Consider the following 21,406-nt stretch of genomic DNA (forward strand, 5'->3'; position numbering starts at 1 on the left):
ATCGCGAACAATAGTCGTTTTGTGACTCGTCAATATTGACCGCTCACATATTTAGCGCATTGATTTGTTTCAGGCACGCTCGGATCTCGGCTTGCTCTGAGCACTCAAGCACTGCATCCGCTAGCTTACGCATCTTTTTCGCAGAAGAATTCATGACCCGCGATTTAACAGCGAGAATCTGAGCTGGCTGCATCGAGAATTCACGCAAACCAAAGCCCAACAACAAACGCGTCAACTTTGTATCACCGGCCATCTCGCCACAAACAGAAACAGATTTTTTGGCTTTACGCGCGGTGATGATCGTGCGGGCAATCAGCTCTAATACCGCAGGATGCGTCTCGTTATACAAATGCGCCACATCCGCATCAGCCCTGTCCACTGCAAGCGTGTACTGTGTCAAATCATTCGTACCGATTGAGACGAAATCAATCAGAGGCAACAATGATGACAACACCAACACCGCCGATGGAATCTCAACCATGACACCAATCGCCATGCGTGTATCAAACGGGATATTCGCCTCGCGCAGTTGCTCGCGCGCTTGCTCAATCAAAACCAGTGCTGCGCGCAATTGCTCGACACCACTGATCATCGGCAGCAATAATTTGATTTGCCCATACGCAGATGCCCGCAAAATCGCGCGCAACTGAGTGAGGAACATATCAGGACGCGCTAAACTGTAGCGAACAGCTCTCAAACCGAGCGCAGGATTGGGCGACACCACGTAATCATCCGTGGACAAACTTTTGTCTGCGCCAATATCAAGTGTTCGAATGGTCACAGGTTTGCCTTTGAGCGCAAAAGCAACAGATTTATAAGCTTCAAACTGCTCGTTTTCATCGGGTAAATGCGTGCGGTTCAAAAATAAGAACTCGCTGCGAAACAAGCCAATACCATCTGCATCAACGTCGCGCACTTTGTCTACATCACTGGGCAACTCAATGTTGGCATACAGTTTAATCTCTCTGCCATCTTTGGTTAAGGTGTTTTGTCCGACGAGATTGGCCAATCCTGCTTGCTGAGTTTGTTGTTCTACTTGCAGTAAGCGATAATGATTCATCAATAAATCATCAGGATTGACCAAAACCACGCCGTTTTCACCATCAATGATAAGCCACTCATCCTCGCGAATCAAATCGCGCGCTTGCCCTGTCGCCACCACGGCGGGCACGCCCAAACCACGCGCCACAATGGCTGTGTGGCTTGTGGTGCCGCCCAAATCGGTGATGAAACCCGCCAATGCGCGGTCTTTGAACTGCAGCATATCAGCGGGCGCGATGTCGTGAGCAACCAGAATCGTGTCATGCTCAAATACTTGTGGCTTGGCTTGATCAGACACACGGGTATGCTTTTCGCGCAATGCACGCATGATTCGCGTACCGACCTGCATCACATCTTGTTTGCGCTCACGCAGGTAGTCGTCCTCAAACGCCTCAAACTGCTCGACCAGCTCATTAACCTGCTCAGACAACGCCCACTCAGCGTTGTAGCGATATTGACTGATTAAATCGCGAGATGCTTGAACGAGCATTTCATCATGAGCAATCATGCTGTGCACATCCAGCATGGCGCTCATCTCGTGTGGCGCATCGGAGTCCAATCCTGCACGAAGCTCTGTGAACTCATTCTGAACTTTTTTCACTGCGGCATCAAATCGAGCGGTTTCTGACACAATCGCATCGACACCGACGAGGTAATGCTGCGCCTCCAAGCTCACATGCGCGAGCAAGTGGGCTTTGCCGATGGCGATTTTGTCACTAACGCCGATGCCGTGCAGTGAAAACGTCACGCGACTATTCTCCCTCACCGAAATAAGTAGCGATCAGTGCCAACACAGCATCTAATGCTGCCTGTTCATCCTCACCATCTGCCTCAACCATGACAACAGAACCTTTGCCCGCAGCCAGCATCATGACGCCCATAATCGACTTGGCGTTGACGCGGCGACCATTTTTGGTCACCCAGATTTCGGATTTGAACTTGCTCGCCGTCTGTGTGAGTACACCGGAAGCACGTGCGTGTAAACCCAATTTATTAATAATAGTGGTTTCTGCTTGAACCATGAGCGACTTTCTTTAATGATTGAACGAGGTGCTTGGAGTATAGCGATGAGGTGACTACGCCCCGATACTGCTGTTGTCTGTGGGTGAATTAGAAAAGGTTTCAATGCAATTCTTACCACCGTCTGCCGCCTTCTGCGCGACCTGACTCAGAGACATGTCTCGATAATTAATCGCACGCAACAGCATGGGCAAATTCAGACCAAACAGCAAACGGGCATTTGGATAGTCGCGAACCACACGCTGACCACAGTTTGCAGGGGTTGCGCCGCATACATCAGCCAATACCAAAACGCCGTCGCCGGAGTCTAAATCTCGTACCGCCGTCATTGCACGCCCATACAAATCATCCACATCCTCATCAGCCAAAACATCTATGAACACCACCGCAGGTGGTGTGCTTTTATAGACGTGCTTGACCGCTTCCAAAAACGCACCCGCTAAAGGCGTGTGCGCCAACAATAGTATACCAACCATAGTCACCCCAAAGGCGTGCCAAAAAAATACCATTTTAGCCGAAAACGCCCCACATAGGCGCAAAAGCCAACGCACTAAGCCAGAGCGTGCACCAATATGGATGATGACGTATCACGCCCACCCCAATACCACCCAAAACTCTGTAAAGCACTCCACAACGCAAAACACGCCAATAATCCCGTAAAATACGGTATGCCTCCTCCCATCTCCCCCCTTCCGCTCAAAAATGGCGTTTCGGCCAGCCACATCTGGCTGCCCGCTGAACCGTGGCCATCATTACTGGCTTTTTTGTGTCATCGTTTCAATCAAGTCAGCGAGCAAGAATGGCGTCAACGCCTAACAGCAGGCGAAGTTCGCGACCAGTTTGGCCGAGTGTATGGCGTTCACGCAGATTATCCAGCCAATGTGTGTCTGTTTTATTACCGAGTGATTGATGATGAGCCTGCGATTCCCTTTAATGAGCGAATCATTTATGAAAGCGAGCACTTACTGGTGGTGGACAAACCGCATTTTTTGCCTGTCACCCCAAGTGGACGCTTTTTGCACGAAACCGTGCTCACGCGTTTGCGACACCGATTCAACAATCCATCCATCACCCCACTGCATCGACTCGATCGCGAAACAGCGGGCTTGGTGCTGTTTTCCAAACAGCCTGAAACCCGAAGCATTTATCACCGCTTATTCAGCGAGCGACGCATCCACAAAACCTACGAAGCCATCGCCGCTACACGCCTCGATTTAAGCTATCCACTCACCCACCGCTCACGCCTGAGCGAGCATCCTGAGTATTTCTTTATGACGCATGAGCATGATGGCAAAGCGAACAGCGAAACTACCATCACGTTGATCAAATCAGCAGGAGCACTCAGTCGCTATCGACTCGAACCTGTGACAGGTCAAAAACACCAATTGCGCGTTCACATGGCCAGTTTGGGTATGCCGATACTGAACGATACGCTTTACCCAGAGCCTCTGCCTCAGGGCCGCACAGAAAACATGAGCCAACCCTTGCAATTATTGGCAAGCTCTTTAGCCTTTTTTGATCCAGTGGATGAAAAAGAGCATTGCTTCCACAGTGATTTGCGGCTCATGGATTTGGCATAAACAAAAAAAGCGAGGATGACTCCTCGCTTGTTGTTGTGCTGTTGAAAATCAACAACTCATTATTTCAACTTCGCTTCAACGCCCTCAACCAACCACGACATTTTGAGCAACTCTTCATCCGTCATGGCCGCGTCTTTAGCGACGATTTCTTTGCCTGTTTGGTCTTTCAAGGGACCGACAAACACTTTACCACCTTTGGTCAATTCTGCTTTTTTGGTTTCAACCAAAGTTTTCACATCTGCAGGTACCATACCGCCAATGGCTGTCAAATCAATCCATTTATCAGCAACGCCATTCCATTTATTGGTATTGTCAAATTTGTCTGACAAAGCATTTTTGACCGCCCAAGTGTAGTAATCACCCCAGTTGATGATGGATGAACCCAAGTGGGCTTTCGGGCCGTAAGCGCTCATATCTGAGTTCCAACCAAATGCAAACTTGCCTTTTTCTTCTGCTGTTTTCAATACCGCTGGTGAATCAGTGTTTTGCATCAGCACATCTGCGCCTTGGCCAATCAAGCTTTCTGCCGCTTGTTTTTCTTTGGTCATGTCAAACCATGAACCAGTGAATACCACTTTGGTTTTGATCGCTGGGTTCACGCTTTTCGCACCGAGTGTGAACGCATTGATGTTGCGGATGACTTCTGGAATTTGAATAGAACCGACAAAGCCCAGTGTATTGCTTTTGGTCATTTTGCCCGCGACAACACCTGCGAGATAAGCGCCTTCATAAGTGCGTGCTTCGTAAGTACCCATGTTTGGGGCATTTTTATAGCCCGTTGCGTGGTAGAACTTGACGTTCGGCATGCTTTGCGCCACTTTGAGGGTCGGATCCATGTAACCAAAAGAAGTGGTGAAAATGATTTGATTGCCTTTGGTGGCCAAATCACGAATCACACGTTCAGCGTCAGCGCCTTCTTTGACTGACTCAACTTGGGTTGTGGTGACTTTAATGCCTTCTTTTTCGAGATTGGCAATCATGGCTTTACGGCCATTGTCATGTGCAAAAGTCCAGCCACCGTCACCAACAGGGCCAACGTACACAAAACCAACTTTGACTTCTTTGGCTGCAGATGTCGCCGCAGTAGGGTGAGTGTCAGCGGGTTTAGCTTCCTCCTTCTTCGCGCCACCACCGCAAGCGGCGAGCGTCAAAGCAGTGGCCAATGCTGCTGTCCATCCGAATGATTTTTTCAGAAACATGATGTGTCCTCTTGGTTAAAAATACCGCTTGTGCGGCGCAACAAAAAACAATATTGTACGTTTTTTTAAAAGAATTTTTGCACCATTTTAAGGCAAAAATGGCTGTGACAATGACGCTGGTGCATTGAGCTTGATTTTGCGCCAATCGCGGGAAATCCAGCACAACACCACAATCGTCGCAATATACGGCAACGCATTAAGCAGCTGGGTATTTGTCAGCACCAGCACCACACTTTTCACCCAATCGGCTTGGTTGACCAACCAATCCTGAATCGACTGACTCGCCGCTTGCGCCGCGAACCCCAATGAGCGCATCAAACCAAACAACAATGCCCCAAGAAACAAACGCGATGGCCGCCAAGTCGCAAACACTACCAGCGCGACCGCAATCCAGCCCACACCGCCCGTGATGCCTTCTTGCCACGCTTTAAATTGCACCAACACCGTGAATGCGCCCGCCAAACCCGACATCGCCCCACCGACAATCGTCGCGCCATAACGCACCGTCACCACATCATAACCAATGCTGTGCGCCACCGAAGGCGACTCACCGACCGAGCGCACGACAAGACCGAGCTTACTGCGATACAACAACAAAGATAAGACAACCGCCAAAACAATGCTCAAATACGCAGGCAAACTTTGGCTAAACAAAGCCCCGACCACAGGCATGTCAGAAAGCAGCGGAATCGCCACCACCTCAAAACCCGCCAAAGGCTGTCCCACATATTTAACACCCAACAACGCCGATAAGCCCATACCCAAAATCGTCAGAGCCAATCCCGTTGCCACCTGATTGGTCAACAAACGCACCACCAAAAAGGCAAACACACTCGCTGCAACCGCACCGACCAGCACACCGACCAACAACCCAAGCCATAAATTGCCACTCTCAAAGGACACCATAAAAGTCGCCACCGCACCGAGCAGCATCATGCCCTCAACGCCGAGGTTGAGCACACCCGCTTTCTCTGTGATTAACTCCCCCAAGCCAGCCAAAATCAGCGGAATCGCTGCCAGAATCACGCTGGCAATCAAACTGCTTAAAAACGCATCCATGCTTTATCCTGTAAAAAATCAATTCATCGTTATTTTCGCAGCACGACGCGATAATTCACCAACACGTCAGCACTCAATAAAAACGTCAGCAACAGCCCCTGAAACAAACCACTCACTGACTGCGGCAAAGACATCGCCAATTGCAACGCCTCACCACCCAGCGTCAACAGCGCCATAAGCAACGCACCGAGCAAAATCCCTACAGGATGCAAACGCCCCAAAAACGCGACAATAATCGCGGTGAAGCCATAACCTGGCCGCCACGAGTCTTGCAACTGGCCGACTGGCCCCGCCACTTCCAGAGCCCCAGCCAGTCCAGCCAGCGCACCACTGACCAGCAAAGCCAGCCAAATCAAACGATTCGTTTTAAAGCCCGCATAATTCGCCGCCAAAGGCGCCAAACCTGCAACTTTCATCTGAAAGCCCGTGAACGAGCGAGACACAAACAACCACGCCAAAGGTACCGCAATCAACAACAGAAAAATCCCCACGTGCAAACGCGTGCCGACAAACACATCAAAAAACTGATTCATTTGCAGCATCAAAGCGTTTTCAGGGAACTGCTGTGACTGAGGAAAGCCTGTGCCTTGTGGATCTTGCAATAACGCAGGTGTATTCACCGTACCCACGAGTAAGTATTGCAATAAACTCTGAGCAATGTAAACCAACATCAGCGTGGTCAAAATCTCGTTTGCGTTAAAGCGCGTGCGCATCCAAGCAGCCAAGCTCGCCCACAACGCACCACCAACCACCCCTGCCAATAGCATTAACGGGACTAAGGCGTCTGTGATTGAGTCATGGTAAGTCGCCATCACCCACGTCGCGGCAATCCCGCCGATGATGAGTTGACCTTCTGCGCCGATGTTCCAAACATTCGCACGGTAAGCAATCCCCAAACCCAGCCCGATTAAGCACAGCGGCAGCGCTTTGAGCAACAGCTCCGAAATGCCATTTAAACTCGACAGAGGCTCAATGAAATACGCCTTAAAGGCATCAGCCGCATTCACGCCAAGCACCATGAAAATCATCAAACCCGCCAACAAGGTCAATACCGTCACCACGACGGGCGCGAGCAATTGCATACGGCGAGAAGGTTCACTTCTAGGGATTAATTGAAAAGGTAATCGCATAGATTCTCAATAAATTGATTTAAAAGCCACAATCACTCATGGCACAGACAGATTAAACAGTCGCCTCAGTGAACAAACCCGACATCCACACACCAATTTCTTCGGGTGTGGTGTCATCAACAGACTTAATAGGAGAAAGACGGCCATCGGCAATCACCGCAATGTTGTCAGCCACCTGAAAAATTTCGTCCAACTCTTCAGAAATCAGCAAAATCGCCACACCTGCACCTGCCAAATCCAATAACTTCTGCCGCAAAAACGCCGCCGCACCCACATCCACACCCCACGTCGGCTGCGCCACCACCATCAGCTTGGGTGCGAGCAAAATTTCACGCCCCATGATGAACTTTTGCAGATTGCCGCCAGACAAGCTACTGGCCATCGCGTCTGGACCATCGCATTTCACATTAAACTCAGTGATGCAGCGATTGGCGAAGTCGCGCATCGCGTCTTTTTGCTTCAAACCATTTTTGACCAATTTAAGCTCAGGCGAGCCATACGCTGTAAGCAAGGCATTTTGCGCCAAAGTCATTGACGGTACAGCACCCTTGCCCAAGCGCTCCTCTGGCACAAAGCACAAACCCATGCCCAACTGGCGACGTGCCGCAGCAGGCAACTGTCCCGCTTGTACGCCAGAAATGTTGATCATGCTGGCTTGAACCGTTCTTTCACCAGACAATGCCGCCAAAAGCTCGGCCTGACCATTGCCCGACACACCCGCGATGCCCAAAATTTCACCCGCTCGCACCGACAACGAGACATCTTTAATATCAACGCCAAACGGATCATCGGTCGCCAGAGACAAATGATTGACAGACAAGCATGTTTCACCCAACACCGCATCGGGATGCTCATAATGCGGCAAAGATCGCCCAATCATCATCTGCGCCAACGACTCAACCGTTTGTTCACGCGGATTGCACTCACCTGAAACTTTGCCATGACGCAGCACGGTCGCGCCGTCACACAGGGATTGAATCTCATCAAGTTTGTGGCTGATGTATAAAATGCTGCAACCCTCTGAAGCCAGTTGACGCAAGGTCACAAACAGCTTCTCAACCGCTTGTGGTGTCAAAACTGAGGTCGGCTCATCCATAATCAGCAACTGAGGTTTTTGCAATAATGCACGGACGATTTCAACCCGCTGACGCTCACCAACCGACAAATGATGCACCAGACGATGGGGTGCAATCGGTAAACCATAGTGCTCGGATACTTCCTCAATGCGCCGACTCAGCGCATCCATCGCGCATTTCTCGTCCATGGACAGCGCAATGTTCTCCGCCACGGTCAGTGTTTCAAACAACGAGAAATGCTGAAACACCATCCCGATGCCCAACGCACGTGCAGCGGCTGGGCTTTTGATCTGCACAGGCTGACCATTCCACGACACTTGCCCAGCATCTGGCATCACGACACCATAAATCATTTTCATTAATGTCGATTTACCAGCGCCGTTCTCGCCCAGGACCGCATGAATTTCGCCTGGCGCAACAGATAAGTAAATATCCTCATTTGCACGCATCGTGCCATAAGCCTTCGTCATTCCTTCGAGAGTCAGGCGAGAAGCAACAGTATTCATGCTATATCAATCAAAAAATCAAAAAAGCCACAAAAAAAGAAAAACGCTCAAGGCAGCACCTCAAGCGTTGAGTTGTTGGTCGCTAAACGGTAATTGATCGGTTTACCGCCAGCTTAAATCCTAGATAAGTTGCCATCGAAACACCAATCCAGAAAACAGCAGAATCGAGCCAAATCGTCGATACAATAGCGAGCATCATCAAGCAAAAAGCCTTCCTCACAGGCCCAGCCTGACGCAAGCGACCGTGAACCAAACCCAAGCTCAAAGAAAAAATGGCCGCAGGCAATGCGATTGCTGCATTAGTCACTTGTTGGCTAGCCTGAGTCAAGCCCAAAGCCGCATCCACTGAGGCCGCTATACCAGCACCAACAGCCGCCGCCGAAGCAAAAATAAAGAAGTGCCCGTACCCCCAAAAGAACAGGTTGCGCATAGACTCAGTGATTTTATGTTCAACTTGCTGAAAATACGACCACCACATACTAAAAACAATCAACACACCACCAGCAATCAAATACAGCATTTTGGCATCTAATGCACCAGCCTTCATTGCAGCCTGAATCGCCATAGAAGCGGATAAAATAGACTCGCCCAGCACAATGATCGTAAAAAGGCCATAGCGCTCGACGATGTGCTCAGGGTGCCATGGTGTCGATTGTCCCGCCGACTCGGCCCAGTAAGGGATGAACAACTCCAACGTAGCAAGAGTAATGAAGCCAATCATTTTGATTGAGGGCGGCAAAACCAGCAGTGCCAACCAGCCTGACTGAGCAAGAATCAAGCCAATGATATAACGCGCAATAACTTTGCGACGAGGGGGGTCTGCTCGCCATGCCCGAGACCACTGTAGCACCAACGCAATACGCATTAGTACATAACCAAGGGTAGACACGAGAAAATCTTGGGTCTCAAAAGCTGAAGGCACACCAGCTGCTAGTGTCAAAGCCCCTGCTAGTTGCAACATCGTTAAAAGTCGATACGGTACATCATCCGTGTCATAAGCAGATGCAAACCACGAAAAATTCATCCACGCCCACCAGATGGGGAAAAACACCATCACAAAGGAGACAATCGCATGACCGACATGATTTTCAACAATACCATGGTGCAATCGCGCAGAGGCCAGTGCCACCGCCACCACAAAAACCAAATCAAATAAAAGCTCCAGCGGCGTCGAAGCCCGATGAACTTCAACGGGTGAGCGTGGCTGCATGGGCACCATCAAGGGTGTCCGTTTGGGATGATGATTACTCATAATAATTTATACTCAATCAGACAAAAAACGAATTTTAGCACAGGGTAGTGGTATTTTTTGTCCACATCAGGACGACAAAACCACCGAGACACTCATAAGGGATAAGAAACACACAAAGTTTCGACAAAATCAGCCATCTTGTCACAAAAAAGTTTAAAATATAGACAACCAAACGCAGATGCAACGCGTTAAGGACAACACAGGGCAGTTACTTTGGAGCACACCATGAACGCATTACATAAAATTCGCATCAGCCTCATCGTTTTGGCTTTGGCCAGTGCTGGGGCGCACGCAGCCACGTTTACAGAAGCTGATAAAGACGGCGACGGCGCGTTGACACTTGCCGAAGCCCAAGCGGCTGGCTTGTCTGACATTGCGGATAATTTCAAACAATTAGACACGGACAAAGATGGCAAACTGTCTAAAGCCGAGTTAAAAGCCAATCGCTAAACTCAGGCTTGTATTAAGCTTTGCAAAACCCGACACTTTTGTCGGGTTTTCTGTTGTTTTTGCTACAAGAAAAATAATTCGATAATTTTATAATTTGACAACTATCGAATTATGATCATACAATCTCTGCAAACCACAGAAGAAACAAAACCCATGACCCCTCATAATTTCAAGCAACTGGCTCGCCAACTCAAGGCTCTGTCAAATGAAAATCGACTGGCTCTGTATTTAGAGATTATTGAACACGACCGTTTATCCGTCCCACCCCAGAAATGCCTGTGCCTCATCAGTGACATCGCTGCAAAACTCAAAATCGGCGCACCCACTGTATCGCACCACGTCAAAGTACTGGAACAAGCTGGGCTGATTCATGTTCAAAAACATGGCAAATTCATCACGGCAGCCATTAATCATGACGCTCGCGAAGCAGCCATGCGAGCATTCAAAGTCACCCAACTTTAAACCATGCGAGTACACATGAGTTCCAACCATTTTCAAAAAGCACGTCGCCTCACCGCAGCGGCCATTGCCGTGATGGCCTTATCGAGCTGCGCGAGCGTCACCAGCCGACACCAACCATTACCCCAAGTGACTTTAGAGCAGCTTGAATTGCCAACATTATCAACAACTGAATTGGCACGCTGGCCACAAGAGGGCTGGTGGCGCAATTACAGCGATGAGACACTCAACCAATTGATTGAGCAAGCCTTCACTGGCTCTCCCAATTTACAAGTGCTTGGCACGCGCGTCGCCAGTGCGGATGCCATTGCGGACGGCACCAAAAAACTTCAATACCCAACTGGTGGTGTCAAACTGTCTCTGAACGGTCAACAATACACCGAAAACTACATTTACCCACCGACCCTCGGTGGCACATGGCAGGAGTTAGGTTTACTGGCCGCGAATTTTTCGTGGGATTTGGACTTATGGGGCAAAAAGCGGGCTCAGTACAAAGCCACTTTGGGACAAGCCGCCGCGGCTCGCTTTGAGTACGAGGCGGCGCGTTTGGCCATTGCGTCAAACATCGTCGCACTGCATGCGCAGTTATCCAGCTTAGAAACCAGAGGTAGCACATTAAGTGAACAAATCGCTCTGCAGAACCAGCTCAAACAACGCTGGCTTGAACGCGAACAAGCAGGACTACAAGCAACACAAAACAGTCTACAAATCGACATCGTGATTGGCCAACTATTGCAACTGCAAGCAACACTCAACGCCCAACGCGAGATTGGCCGTGCACAGCTCGCCGCACTGATTGGCCTCACACCTGCGCAGTTACCCAACATTTCGGCCAGCAGTGACTGGCGCACGCTGACATTGCCCAGCACCATTCCTGTGGATTTATTGGGGAAGCGCGCCGACATCGCCGCCCAACGTCATCTGATAGAAGCATCTGTACAAAACGTCAAAGCGGCCAAAGCTGAGTTTTATCCCAACATCAATTTAAACGTCAATGTCGGCTTTCAAGCCTTAGGCTTGGACAGACTATTCAAATCAAGCAGCCAATTCGCAGCGGTTGAACCAGCGATCAGCCTACCGATTTTCAGTGGCGCAGCGCTCAACAGCAACTTGCTCATGAAGCAGGCCACATTGGACAGCACCATCGCACAATACAACCAAACGGTCTACCAAGCCATTTCTGACGCACATCAACAGTTGGCCAGCCATCGCGAAAGCGGTGCACGGTTAAGTCAGCAACAACGTATTCTGGCCAGCCAAAGCAAGTTGAGCCAACTGGCCAATGAACGTTATCGCCAAGGCATTTCACCGCAAATGGAATATTTAATGATGCAAAGTGCACAACTGCGTGAACGCGACAGCCTTGAAGCTGCCTATGCGGCACGCCGAGTTCAAGAGGCTAAATTGGCCACCAGTTTAGGCACAGGATTTGACGAATTATGGAATAAGCCGTAAACCGCCTCCACCATACCACACGGTGGCACAGCCACCCCATGAGACCATCGACGAAATAAAGATTACCATGACCGCTCAAACAGAAACCTCAGTCATCACCGAGATCGAAACCGAAAAAGATGCAGCCAATGCAAGCAACAAACGCAAAAAAATGCTGATCGCCGCCAGTGTATTTTTGATTTTAGGCATCGCTTGGGTGCTGTACTATTTCTTCATCGCGCGTTTCGAAGAAAAAACCGATAACGCCTATGTCGGCGGTAGCATTGTGGCCGTCAACGCACAAACCAGCGGTACTGTCGAAGCCGTTCTCGCTGAAGAAAACCAAGAAGTCAAAGCAGGTCAAGAACTCGTTAAACTGACCCCAACCGACGCGGATGTGGCATTAGCCCAAGCCTCAGCACAGCTCGCTGATGCGGCACGCCAAATCAAACTGGCATTCAACAACACCAGCATCACCAGCGCCCAGCTCAAGCAAGCACAAATCGCCGTCAAAACAGCACAAGATGCCGTTAACCGCCGCGCACCACTGGTCGCTACGGGTGCTGTGAGTAAAGAAGAATTGGCCACCGCCAAAGACAACTTGGCTCGCGCCCAAGCCGCCTTGCAAGTGGCCAAATCACAGAACAACACCGCAGCCGCACAAGTGAGCGGTACGGATGTGGCTAACCATCCCACGGTTGAGCGCGCCAAAGCGGCGTTTCGTGAAGCTTATATCAACCACAAACGTTTGGCCGTGGTCGCCCCGATGGACGGCATTGTCGCCAAACGTTTTGTCCAAGTCGGTCAATCAGTTGCGCCAAACCTGCCCCTCATGAATTTGGTGGCAGCCAACCAAGTTTGGGTAGATGCGAACTTCAAAGAAACTCAATTAGCCAATCTACGTGTCGGCCAAGATGTCGAACTCAAAGCCGATATGTATGGCAATGCCGTGACCTACAAAGGCAAAGTTCAAGGCATTGCCATCGGTACTGGCTCGGCGTTTTCGGTATTGCCGGCCCAAAACGCAACGGGCAACTGGATCAAAATCGTCCAACGTGTACCCGTACGCATTTTGATTGACGCGGAGCAACTCAAGCAATTTCCTTTGCGTGTTGGCATGTCAATTGAGGCGGTGGTCGATACCCACAACCGAGACGGCGCAGTACTTGGCTCAGTGAATGGCTCAGCAGCCCCAGCCAACTTGCAAACGACTGTCTACACACAAGACGACGCCGCTGCCGAAGAAGCCGCTATGGCCATCATCAATGCGAATCAATAAGCAGGATCAATCATGGCACATAAAACTGCTGTACTCGTTGGTGCAACAGGACTCGTGGGAAAAATGCTGCTCTCCCAACTTCTTGAATCAGCACACTATGCATCGGTGATTGTGTTGACTCGCCGTGCGACTGGACACACGCACGAGAAACTCACAGAACTTCTGGTCGATTTCAATCATTTACCCGGTGTGTCCGTGCAGGTTCATGATGTTTTTTGTGCTTTGGGCACAACGATTAAAGCAGCAGGTTCTCAAGCAGCCTTTCGCGAAGTGGATTGTGTTTATCCACTCAATGTCGCACAGTGGGCACAACGGCTTGGTGCGCAGCAGTTTTTGATGGTCAGCGCCATGGGTGCTAACGCAGAATCACGCGTGTTTTACAACCGTGTCAAAGGTGAAGCAGAGCAGCTCATCGCCGCATTGGGTTTGGCTACGACGGTGTTTGCCCGGCCTTCGTTGCTGTTGAGCGAACGAGCAGAACATCGCCCATTAGAACGACTCGGCGTGCGACTGACGCCGTTATTCAATGCTCTATTCATTGGGCCACTCAAAAAATACCGCCCCATCGCCGCACGCCAAGTCGCACAAGCCCTGTACACAAAAGCACAAACGGGTTTATCTGGCTTGCATATCTTTGAATCAGACGCGCTGCAAAATACCTAAGGAAATACGGAAAGAAAGCTTTTATAAAACGAAGTTTCTCTAAAAAGTAAACCCGACTTTTCCCGTATTTTCTTAAGTATCGTCACTGTGACAGTTTGGCCATCTGCTCCCTTTTGCTATTTATGAACGAATAATATGACCACAGCAACCACCGCTGATCTACCCAGCCAACCAGCCGCCGAATCAACGACTACACTCGCACCACTCAAAGGCGGTGCGTTGGTCATGCTCACCGTGGCAACCGCTTTAGCCACGTTTATGGAAGTGCTCGACACCACGATTGCCAATGTCGCCGTACCAACGATCTCAGGCACGATGGGCGTGTCAGCGCGCGAAGGTACCTCCATCATTAGCTCCTATTCATTGGCGGCGGCGATTGCTGTGCCGCTCACCGGCTGGTTGGCTCGACGCATTGGCGAAGTGCGATTGCTGACATTCTCAGTCATTTTGTTTACTCTTTTTTCAGTGTTGTGCGGCTTGGCAACCGACTTTAACACCTTGGTGTTTTTTCGCTTGATGCAAGGCTTGGTGTCAGGGCCAATGGTTCCGCTCGGACAAGCCATCATGATGAACAATTACCCACCAGAGAAACGAGGTGTCGCCATGGCATTTTGGGCAATGACTGTGGTCATTGCACCTGTGATGGGGCCTGTGTTGGGTGGTTACATCACTGAGAATTACTCATGGCCTTGGATTTTTTATATCAACATTCCCATTGGTATATTTTGCGTGGTGGCACTGCGTTCATTGCTCAAAGGCCGCGAAAGCGCGATTTCAAGCAAAGCGCCGATTGACGTGGTCGGCTTGGTACTACTCGTCATTGGTGTAGGCTCACTTCAGTACATGCTCGAACACGGCAATGACTGGGGCTGGTTTGAGTCATCAACCGTCGTCCGTTTGGCGATTGCGGCAGTGGTGGGCTTAACTTTCTTGGCGATTTGGGAGTGGTATGACAAGCACCCTGTGGTGGACTTGAAGCTCGTTAAAGTCCGTAATTTCACGGTCGGCACGATTTTGCAAACCGTCGGTTTCACCATTTTCTTTGGCAATGTGGTGGTGATTCCGCTATGGTTACAAACCGTCATGGGCTACGACGCGTTCCACTCTGGCTTGGCGACAGCACCTGTGGCATTGTTTGCGATTTTCTTCTCTCCCGTCATTGGGATGAATATGCACCGCGTTGATTTGCGTTGGTTGATTTTTATCGGTTTTGGTCTGTTTGCCTATGGTGCTTGGCACAGTAGTTTACTCACACCCGATTCAACCATCACTGACGTGATGTTGGGACGCTTCCTGTTTGGTTTGGGCATTCCATTCTTCTTCATCCCGTTATCGAGTTTGATGATGCAAGGCATGGAAGGCGACGATCTGGTCAATGCTGCTGGCCTATCAAACTTCCTTCGCACATTGGGTGGCGCGATGGGTACAGCAATTTTTGTCACACTGTGGTCACGCCGCACCTCGTTTCACCATGCCCGACTGACCGAAGAGCTTCACCCTGGCAACCCAATGTACGATCAATTAATGGCCAATGCCAAAGCAAGCGGAAGCAGTCTTGAAGCCAGCTATCAAATGCTCGAAGGGCTGGTGAGTCAACAAGCAGCAACCAAAGGCACTCTGGATGTTCTGTATTTATCAGCAGGGTTATTTATCATCATGATGTTCTGTGTATTCATCGCCAAACCTGTCAAAGGTGCCGTGGCTCAAGCAGGACACTAAACCACTCATTATTTTGAGAGACGTGGTGATTCGCGTCTCTCTTGTTTAACCACACAAAATAAAAATGACCAACACCACCCACCGCTCAGACTGGCAAACCATCAAAAGCCTTTGGCCCTACATTTGGCAAAGCAAATACCGCGTGATGCTCGCATTCGTGGCGCTCACATTAGCGAAAGTCGCCAACTTAGGCATTCCTGTTGTGCTCAAACAAATCGTTGATGGCATGACACCCAATCCAACACTGCAGGTGGCACTGCTTGCGCCCATCATGTTGCTGCTGGCTTATGGGGCGTTGCGTGTGTCGATGACACTGTTTAATGAATTGCGCGAGATTGTATTTTTCCGTGTCTCAGAAAATGCCGCACGGGCGGTGTCATTGCAAGTCTTCAACCGCCTACACAGCTTGTCATTGCGCTTTCACCTCGGACGTCAAACCGGTGGTTTAACTCGCGACATTGAGCGCGGCACACGTGGCGTGCGCACCTTGATTGGCTTTTCATTCATGACCATTGTGCCCACTCTGATTGAGATGGGCATGGTGTTGGGCTTTTTGTGGGCAAAGTATGACTTGGTTTTTGTGGGCATCACAGCAGCAGCGCTGGTTGGCTATATTGGCTACACGGTTGGTATCACCGAATGGCGCACGCAGTACCGCAAACACATGAACGAGTTGGACTCGCGCGCCAATCAAAAAGCGATTGATTCATTGCTCAATTTTGAAACGGTGAAGTACTTTAATAACGAGCAGTTTGAAGCCAACCGCTATGATCAAGGCTTAGGACAATTCCGCAAAGCAGCCATTCGTTCACAAAGCTCACTCTCCTTGCTCAACTTTGGCCAACAGCTCATCATTTCCCTCGCGCTGATTGTGATTCTTTGGTACACCACTCAAGGTGTGGTCAACAAAAAGCTCAGCGTCGGCGATCTCGTCCTCATCAACACACTCATGCTGCAGTTATATGTTCCGCTTAACTTCCTCGGCGTCATGTACCGCGAGCTCAAACAGTCGCTCGTGGACGTGGATAAAATGTTCACCTTACTGCACAGCGAACCCGACATCGCCGATGCCGATGATGCACGTGAGCTTGTGGTGAAAGATGGTCGCATTGAATTCAAACATGTGGACTTCAGCTACATGGAAAACCGACAAATCCTCCATGATGTGTCGTTCACCGTTGAGCCAAACACGACCACTGCGATTGTCGGCAAAAGCGGTGCAGGCAAATCGACTTTATCTCGCTTGTTGTTTCGTTTTTACGACATTCAAAGTGGCGAAATTTTGATTGACGGACAATCGGTCAAAGACGTCACGCAACTGTCCCTACGCAAAGCCATAGGCATCGTGCCGCAAGACACTGTGCTGTTCAATGACTCACTCGGATACAACATCGCCTACGGTCGTCCTGATGCGACACCCGACGACATCATGGCTGCTGCCCAAGCCGCACATTTGGGCGACTTTCTCAAACGCTTGCCCGAAGGGCTGGAAACACCCGTTGGCGAGCGCGGCTTAAAAATTTCTGGCGGCGAGAAGCAACGTGTCGCCATCGCCCGAACCTTACTTAAAAACACACCGATTTTAATCTTTGACGAAGCAACATCAGCGCTGGACTCACACGCCGAAAAAGCCATTCAGTCCGCCTTTGATGACGCGGCTAAAAACCGCACCACGCTCATCGTTGCACATCGCCTATCCACCATTGTCTACGCAGACCAGATTCTTGTGCTCAACGATGGCCGCATCGTCGAACGAGGCACACATGCTGAATTACTTGCCAAGAATGGCGAATACACTGCGATGTGGGCAGCGCAACAAGATGAGCAGGGTTCAATTGGCGTTTGACCAGTCACTCAGGGCGATGACAGCAGTTACCCTGAGTTTTCTGATAGACTGCATCAAACAACCAGCCACGACACCTTATGACCATACTGAACAACCCCACCACAACGCGCGCTTGGGCTTTTTATGATTGGGCAAACTCTGCTTACGCATTGGTGATTAACTCAACCATTTTCCCCATCTATTACGCGGCAGTGACCAAAGGACAAGAAGTCACAATCGCAGGCATGAGCTTAGAGCCCAAGGCTGTCTTCGGCTACTCGCTCACTTTATCATTTTTGATACTCGTGCTGATGAGTCCTGTCTTGTCTGCCATAGCGGACAATCGCGGCAACAAACGCTCTTTCATGAAGTTTTTTTGTACTGTCGGCTCTCTCGCTTGTATGGGGCTGTTCTTTTTTACCGATGCGTCTAACATTGGCTTGTGTCTTCTACTCAATATCATAGCGAGCATTGGGTTTTACGGCAGTTTGGTTTTTTACAACGCTTACTTGCCCGAAATTGCGAGTAAGGACAAACAGGACGCTTTATCAGCCCGTGGTTTCTCCCTCGGTTATGCAGGATCTATGCTGATTCTGATTTTGAGTTTGGTCTTGATTCAATTCGTCGCCAATGATGAGAACCGCTCGTTCTACACACGCTTATGCTTTTTGCTCACAGGGATTTGGTGGCTCGGCTTTGCACAATACAGCTTCGCCAAATTACCACGCGGCACAGCCAAAGCTGATGGAGTTGGATCATTCAAAGGGCTATTGGTCAGTGCCTTTGGCGGCATTCGCCACACCGCGCATGAACTATTTGGCACGCCGAATCTGAATATTTTTCTCGGTGCTTTTTTCTTTTACAGCGTTGGCATGCAAACCATTTTTCTCATGGCGACGTTCATTGGCGACGAAATCGGTTTAACTTCTGGTCAACTCATTACCACTATTTTATTTTTGCAAATCGAAGCCATCATCGGCGCACAGCTGTTGTCACGTTTGTCCGTCAAAATCGGCAACCGCAGCGTACTGATGATCGCCGTTGGTTTTTGGATAATCGCCTGTGTGGCGATATTTTTCCTCGATAAAGATAACCCCAATGTGCGTTATCAGTTCTATGCCATTGCAGCCTTAGTTGGTTTGGTCATGGGCGGTCTGCAATCCATGTCACGCTCCACCTACAGTAAACTCCTACCCGCCACAGATGAAAACACCACATTTTTTAGTTTTTATGATGTGTTAGAGAAGCTTGCCATCGTCGTCGGCACACTCACCTACAGCCTCATCATCGAACGCACAGGCCAAGTCAAACCATCCGCATTGGCCATGGCAGGCTTCTTTGTCATCGGGTTGCTATTTTTGTTCAGACTACGTCGCTTACAGCAGGTTTCTGCAGCATGACCGCACTCAGTCGATGAAATAAAACAGACAAAAACCTCTTTGACTCTAAAAGAATCAAAATCGCTCCAAATGCCTAAAAACACAAAGTCTCTCTCTTTGACCACTCACAAGCTATAATTCATCATCATTTTATTATTGTTATTCATATGCGCCAATCAACCCAACTCGACCTCCTTGTTGCACAAATTGACCATGGTTTACGCACCATTGCCAGCGAAGCTGTACCAAACAGACAAAGTCCTGCAGCGTACACGGAGTCAGCCGTTCTTTCTGAGGCTGAGCGCAAGCACGCCGCTGGCCTAATGCGCGTGAACCATGTTGGTGAAGTGTGCGCGCAAGCCTTGTACCAAGGGCAAGCGTGGGTGAGTCAAAATCAACACAACCGCGACATGCTTTTGGCCGCGGCCAAGGAGGAGGTTGACCACTTGGCATGGACGGAGCAGCGATTAAACGAGCTGGGCAGCCGAACCAGTCTGCTCAATCCTTTGTGGTATGCCGGTGCTTTCACACTCGGCGTTGTGGCGGGCAAAATATCAGAGGCCGTCAGCTTGGGCTTTGTGGTCGAAACGGAAGTGCAGGTCGGTGCTCATTTGGAAAGCCATTTACAAGACACTGGCTTGCCCCTACAGGACAGCCCTTCTCGTGCCATTGTCAGCACCATGCGTGATGAAGAGCTGGCGCACGCAGAACACGCACGACAAGCTGGTGCAATGGAGCTGCCTAATTTGGTCAAGCTGGCCATGCGCGGCATGGCCAAAGTCATGACCACCACAGCTTATAAAATATAATACGGCCTCAAGCACTCAACCATACGACTCTTGAAAAGTCGGCGAACACCCCCATGTCTGACTCATTCTGTCGTTTGAGCATTTGAATTTGCGAGTGCTCACCATCAACAAAACCTACTTTAATCAAGAACACATCATGGCAAAACAAGATTTTTACGAAATTTTAGACGTCGCACGCAATGCATCGGACGAAGAGATCAAAAAGGCCTATCGCAAATTGGCGATGAAATACCACCCCGACCGCAATCAGGACAACCCGAACGCCGAAGAAAAGTTTAAGGAAGTCAAAGAAGCGTACGAAATGCTGTCAGATCCACAAAAACGTGCGGCATACGATCAATACGGCCACGCGGGCGTTGACCCCAACGGCATGGGTGGCGGCGGCGGTGGCCATCCATTTGGTGATGCATTTGGCGACATTTTCGGTGACATCTTTGGCGGTATGGGTGGTCGTGGTGGTCAACGTGGGCCACAAGTTTATCGCGGCTCAGACCTACGCTACACGATGGAGATTTCCTTAGAAGACGCCGCCCACGGCAAAATCACCCAGATTCGTGTGCCCACTTGGGACGAATGCGACACTTGCCACGGCTCAGGTGCCGAAGCGGGCAGCACACCCGAAACCTGCCCGACCTGCCAAGGTCAAGGGCAAGTTCGCATGTCGCAAGGCTTTTTCTCGGTCCAGCAAACCTGCCCCAAGTGTCACGGCACAGGCAAACACATTCCCAAACCATGCAAAACATGCCATGGCCAAGGTAAAGTTAAAAACAATAAAACCCTCGAAGTCAATATCCCTGCGGGCATTGAAGACGGCATGCGGATCCGCAATGCAGGTAAAGGCGAGCCAGGCGTCAATGGCGGTCCTGCGGGTGATTTATTTGTTGAAATCCACATCAAAAAACACAACGTGTTTGAGCGAGATGGTACTGACTTGCATTGCTCCGTCCCGATTTCTTTCTCGACTGCAGCACTCGGTGGCGACATCGAAGTCCCGACCTTGCACGGTGGCGCACATATGACAATTCCCGAGGGCACTCAAACAGGCCAGCGCTTCCGCCTACGTGGCAAAGGGATGCCTCATGTGCGTTCAGCCTCTACCATTGGTGATTTGTTCATTCATGTCACATTAGAAACGCCCGTCAAGTTAAGTGGCGAACAGAAGGATCTGTTGCGTCAATTCGACGAATCTCTCAAATCCAATGGCGACAAACACAGCCCACAAAGCAAGAGCTGGTTCGACAAGGTCAAAGGTTTTTTCGACTGAATGTACAGATAATCATTGCTCCCCCCCAATCGCACCATAAGGTGCGATTTTTTGTGAAAAGCAGCATGTCTCGTATCGCTGCACGGATACTCACCAGTCGCGGGGCATTTAGTTTGATACAAAAATAGTTTTAATTTGAGGGAACCTCTAAAAATCCCCCAGCACTCCGCGACTGGCCAAATATCCTAAAAATCACAAAAAAACAGCTTAAAAGCGGATTTTAGAGTCAAGTAATATACATTTTGCGACTAATTCTAACGAA

Annotated in this window: 19 protein-coding genes; 11 read left to right on the forward strand and 8 right to left on the reverse strand. The window is 49.9% G+C overall.

Features of this window, described 5'->3' with window-relative positions:
- Positions 1-43 precede the first annotated feature (43 nt).
- The 3 genes from ptsP to IE082_RS05355 are packed head-to-tail and all read right to left on the reverse strand — an operon-like array spanning position 44 to position 2,537.
- Positions 44-1,789, reverse strand: a complete 1,746-nt coding sequence (gene ptsP / locus IE082_RS05345; protein WP_189492681.1) for a phosphoenolpyruvate--protein phosphotransferase — start codon at positions 1,787-1,789, stop codon at positions 44-46.
- A 4-nt stretch (positions 1,790-1,793) separates the two neighbouring features.
- A complete protein-coding gene (locus IE082_RS05350) occupies positions 1,794-2,063 on the reverse strand; it encodes an HPr family phosphocarrier protein (protein WP_189492683.1) in 270 nt (89 codons plus the stop codon).
- 54 nt (positions 2,064-2,117) lie between these two features.
- Positions 2,118-2,537, reverse strand: a complete 420-nt coding sequence (locus tag IE082_RS05355) for a PTS sugar transporter subunit IIA (protein WP_189492686.1) — start codon at positions 2,535-2,537, stop codon at positions 2,118-2,120.
- Between the two features lie 192 nt (positions 2,538-2,729).
- Between IE082_RS05355 and IE082_RS05360 the strand changes: the two genes are divergently transcribed.
- The gene (locus tag IE082_RS05360) at positions 2,730-3,641 is read left to right on the forward strand and encodes a pseudouridine synthase (RefSeq protein WP_189492689.1); all 912 of its coding nucleotides are present in this window, start codon (positions 2,730-2,732) and stop codon (positions 3,639-3,641) included.
- Between the two features lie 59 nt (positions 3,642-3,700).
- On the opposite strand, the gene IE082_RS05365 is transcribed toward IE082_RS05360, so the two are convergent.
- The 5 genes from IE082_RS05365 to IE082_RS05385 all read right to left on the reverse strand — a co-directional run bounded on the left by IE082_RS05365 (position 3,701) and on the right by IE082_RS05385 (position 9,821).
- Positions 3,701-4,840, reverse strand: a complete 1,140-nt coding sequence (locus IE082_RS05365) for a BMP family ABC transporter substrate-binding protein (protein WP_189492692.1) — start codon at positions 4,838-4,840, stop codon at positions 3,701-3,703.
- An 87-nt stretch (positions 4,841-4,927) separates the two neighbouring features.
- Entirely contained in the window at positions 4,928-5,899 is a 972-nt protein-coding gene (locus tag IE082_RS05370) for an ABC transporter permease (protein WP_189492696.1), read from the reverse strand.
- Positions 5,900-5,928: 29 nt separating this feature from the next.
- Positions 5,929-7,029: an ABC transporter permease gene (locus tag IE082_RS05375; protein WP_189492699.1), complete on the reverse strand. Its 1,101-nt coding sequence runs from the start codon at positions 7,027-7,029 to the stop codon at positions 5,929-5,931.
- Positions 7,030-7,081: 52 nt separating this feature from the next.
- Positions 7,082-8,611 carry an ABC transporter ATP-binding protein gene (locus IE082_RS05380; protein ID WP_189492700.1) on the reverse strand — a complete coding sequence of 510 codons (1,530 nt, stop codon included), beginning with the start codon at positions 8,609-8,611 and terminating at the stop codon, positions 7,082-7,084.
- Between the two features lie 82 nt (positions 8,612-8,693).
- Positions 8,694-9,821, reverse strand: coding sequence for a low temperature requirement protein A (locus IE082_RS05385; protein ID WP_189492703.1), 1,128 nt, complete (start codon positions 9,819-9,821; stop codon positions 8,694-8,696).
- Positions 9,822-10,088: 267 nt separating this feature from the next.
- Between IE082_RS05385 and IE082_RS05390 the strand changes: the two genes are divergently transcribed.
- The 10 genes from IE082_RS05390 (at position 10,089) to dnaJ (ending at position 21,144) form a co-directional block, all read left to right on the forward strand.
- The gene (locus tag IE082_RS05390) at positions 10,089-10,313 is read left to right on the forward strand and encodes a hypothetical protein (protein ID WP_189492706.1); all 225 of its coding nucleotides are present in this window, start codon (positions 10,089-10,091) and stop codon (positions 10,311-10,313) included.
- A 153-nt stretch (positions 10,314-10,466) separates the two neighbouring features.
- Positions 10,467-10,775 carry an ArsR/SmtB family transcription factor gene (locus IE082_RS05395; RefSeq protein ID WP_189492709.1) on the forward strand — a complete coding sequence of 103 codons (309 nt, stop codon included), beginning with the start codon at positions 10,467-10,469 and terminating at the stop codon, positions 10,773-10,775.
- Positions 10,776-10,790: 15 nt separating this feature from the next.
- Complete coding sequence (locus IE082_RS05400; RefSeq protein WP_189492713.1) at positions 10,791-12,227, forward strand: efflux transporter outer membrane subunit; 1,437 nt, start codon at positions 10,791-10,793, stop codon at positions 12,225-12,227.
- Between the two features lie 67 nt (positions 12,228-12,294).
- Positions 12,295-13,485, forward strand: a complete 1,191-nt coding sequence (locus IE082_RS05405; protein WP_189492716.1) for an HlyD family secretion protein — start codon at positions 12,295-12,297, stop codon at positions 13,483-13,485.
- A gap of 12 nt (positions 13,486-13,497) precedes the next feature.
- Positions 13,498-14,148: an NAD(P)H-binding protein gene (locus IE082_RS05410; protein ID WP_189492719.1), complete on the forward strand. Its 651-nt coding sequence runs from the start codon at positions 13,498-13,500 to the stop codon at positions 14,146-14,148.
- 135 nt (positions 14,149-14,283) lie between these two features.
- Positions 14,284-15,867: a DHA2 family efflux MFS transporter permease subunit gene (locus tag IE082_RS05415; RefSeq protein WP_189492722.1), complete on the forward strand. Its 1,584-nt coding sequence runs from the start codon at positions 14,284-14,286 to the stop codon at positions 15,865-15,867.
- A gap of 64 nt (positions 15,868-15,931) precedes the next feature.
- Positions 15,932-17,713, forward strand: a complete 1,782-nt coding sequence (locus IE082_RS05420; protein ID WP_189492725.1) for an ABCB family ABC transporter ATP-binding protein/permease — start codon at positions 15,932-15,934, stop codon at positions 17,711-17,713.
- A gap of 77 nt (positions 17,714-17,790) precedes the next feature.
- Complete coding sequence (locus IE082_RS05425) at positions 17,791-19,092, forward strand: MFS transporter (RefSeq protein ID WP_189492728.1); 1,302 nt, start codon at positions 17,791-17,793, stop codon at positions 19,090-19,092.
- A 146-nt stretch (positions 19,093-19,238) separates the two neighbouring features.
- Positions 19,239-19,880: a 2-polyprenyl-3-methyl-6-methoxy-1,4-benzoquinone monooxygenase gene (gene coq7, locus IE082_RS05430; RefSeq protein ID WP_189492731.1), complete on the forward strand. Its 642-nt coding sequence runs from the start codon at positions 19,239-19,241 to the stop codon at positions 19,878-19,880.
- Positions 19,881-20,016: 136 nt separating this feature from the next.
- Positions 20,017-21,144, forward strand: coding sequence for a molecular chaperone DnaJ (gene dnaJ / locus IE082_RS05435; RefSeq protein ID WP_189492734.1), 1,128 nt, complete (start codon positions 20,017-20,019; stop codon positions 21,142-21,144).
- The last annotated feature ends 262 nt before the right edge of the window (positions 21,145-21,406 follow it).

The organism is Formosimonas limnophila (assembly GCF_014652675.1).
Taxonomy (GTDB): Bacteria; Pseudomonadota; Gammaproteobacteria; order Burkholderiales; family Burkholderiaceae; genus Hydromonas; species Hydromonas limnophila.

Excerpts from the sequence above, each read along its gene's own strand:
- IE082_RS05370 (WP_189492696.1), bottom strand. The coding sequence starts at position 5,899 with ATGGATGCGTTTTTAAGCAGTTTGATTGCCAGCGTGATTCTGGCAGCG.
- IE082_RS05385 (WP_189492703.1), bottom strand. The coding sequence starts at position 9,821 with ATGCAGCCACGCTCACCCGTTGAAGTTCATCGGGCTTCGACGCCGCTG.
- IE082_RS05400 (WP_189492713.1), top strand. The coding sequence starts at position 10,791 with ATGAGTTCCAACCATTTTCAAAAAGCACGTCGCCTCACCGCAGCGGCC.
- IE082_RS05415 (WP_189492722.1), top strand. The coding sequence starts at position 14,284 with ATGACCACAGCAACCACCGCTGATCTACCCAGCCAACCAGCCGCCGAA.
- IE082_RS05350 (WP_189492683.1), bottom strand. The coding sequence starts at position 2,063 with ATGGTTCAAGCAGAAACCACTATTATTAATAAATTGGGTTTACACGCA.
- IE082_RS05420 (WP_189492725.1), top strand. The coding sequence starts at position 15,932 with ATGACCAACACCACCCACCGCTCAGACTGGCAAACCATCAAAAGCCTT.
- coq7 (WP_189492731.1), top strand. The coding sequence starts at position 19,239 with ATGCGCCAATCAACCCAACTCGACCTCCTTGTTGCACAAATTGACCAT.
- IE082_RS05390 (WP_189492706.1), top strand. The coding sequence starts at position 10,089 with ATGAACGCATTACATAAAATTCGCATCAGCCTCATCGTTTTGGCTTTG.
- IE082_RS05375 (WP_189492699.1), bottom strand. The coding sequence starts at position 7,029 with ATGCGATTACCTTTTCAATTAATCCCTAGAAGTGAACCTTCTCGCCGT.
- dnaJ (WP_189492734.1), top strand. The coding sequence starts at position 20,017 with ATGGCAAAACAAGATTTTTACGAAATTTTAGACGTCGCACGCAATGCA.
- IE082_RS05380 (WP_189492700.1), bottom strand. The coding sequence starts at position 8,611 with ATGAATACTGTTGCTTCTCGCCTGACTCTCGAAGGAATGACGAAGGCT.
- IE082_RS05365 (WP_189492692.1), bottom strand. The coding sequence starts at position 4,840 with ATGTTTCTGAAAAAATCATTCGGATGGACAGCAGCATTGGCCACTGCT.
- IE082_RS05410 (WP_189492719.1), top strand. The coding sequence starts at position 13,498 with ATGGCACATAAAACTGCTGTACTCGTTGGTGCAACAGGACTCGTGGGA.
- IE082_RS05355 (WP_189492686.1), bottom strand. The coding sequence starts at position 2,537 with ATGGTTGGTATACTATTGTTGGCGCACACGCCTTTAGCGGGTGCGTTT.
- IE082_RS05425 (WP_189492728.1), top strand. The coding sequence starts at position 17,791 with ATGACCATACTGAACAACCCCACCACAACGCGCGCTTGGGCTTTTTAT.
- IE082_RS05405 (WP_189492716.1), top strand. The coding sequence starts at position 12,295 with ATGACCGCTCAAACAGAAACCTCAGTCATCACCGAGATCGAAACCGAA.
- IE082_RS05395 (WP_189492709.1), top strand. The coding sequence starts at position 10,467 with ATGACCCCTCATAATTTCAAGCAACTGGCTCGCCAACTCAAGGCTCTG.
- IE082_RS05360 (WP_189492689.1), top strand. The coding sequence starts at position 2,730 with ATGCCTCCTCCCATCTCCCCCCTTCCGCTCAAAAATGGCGTTTCGGCC.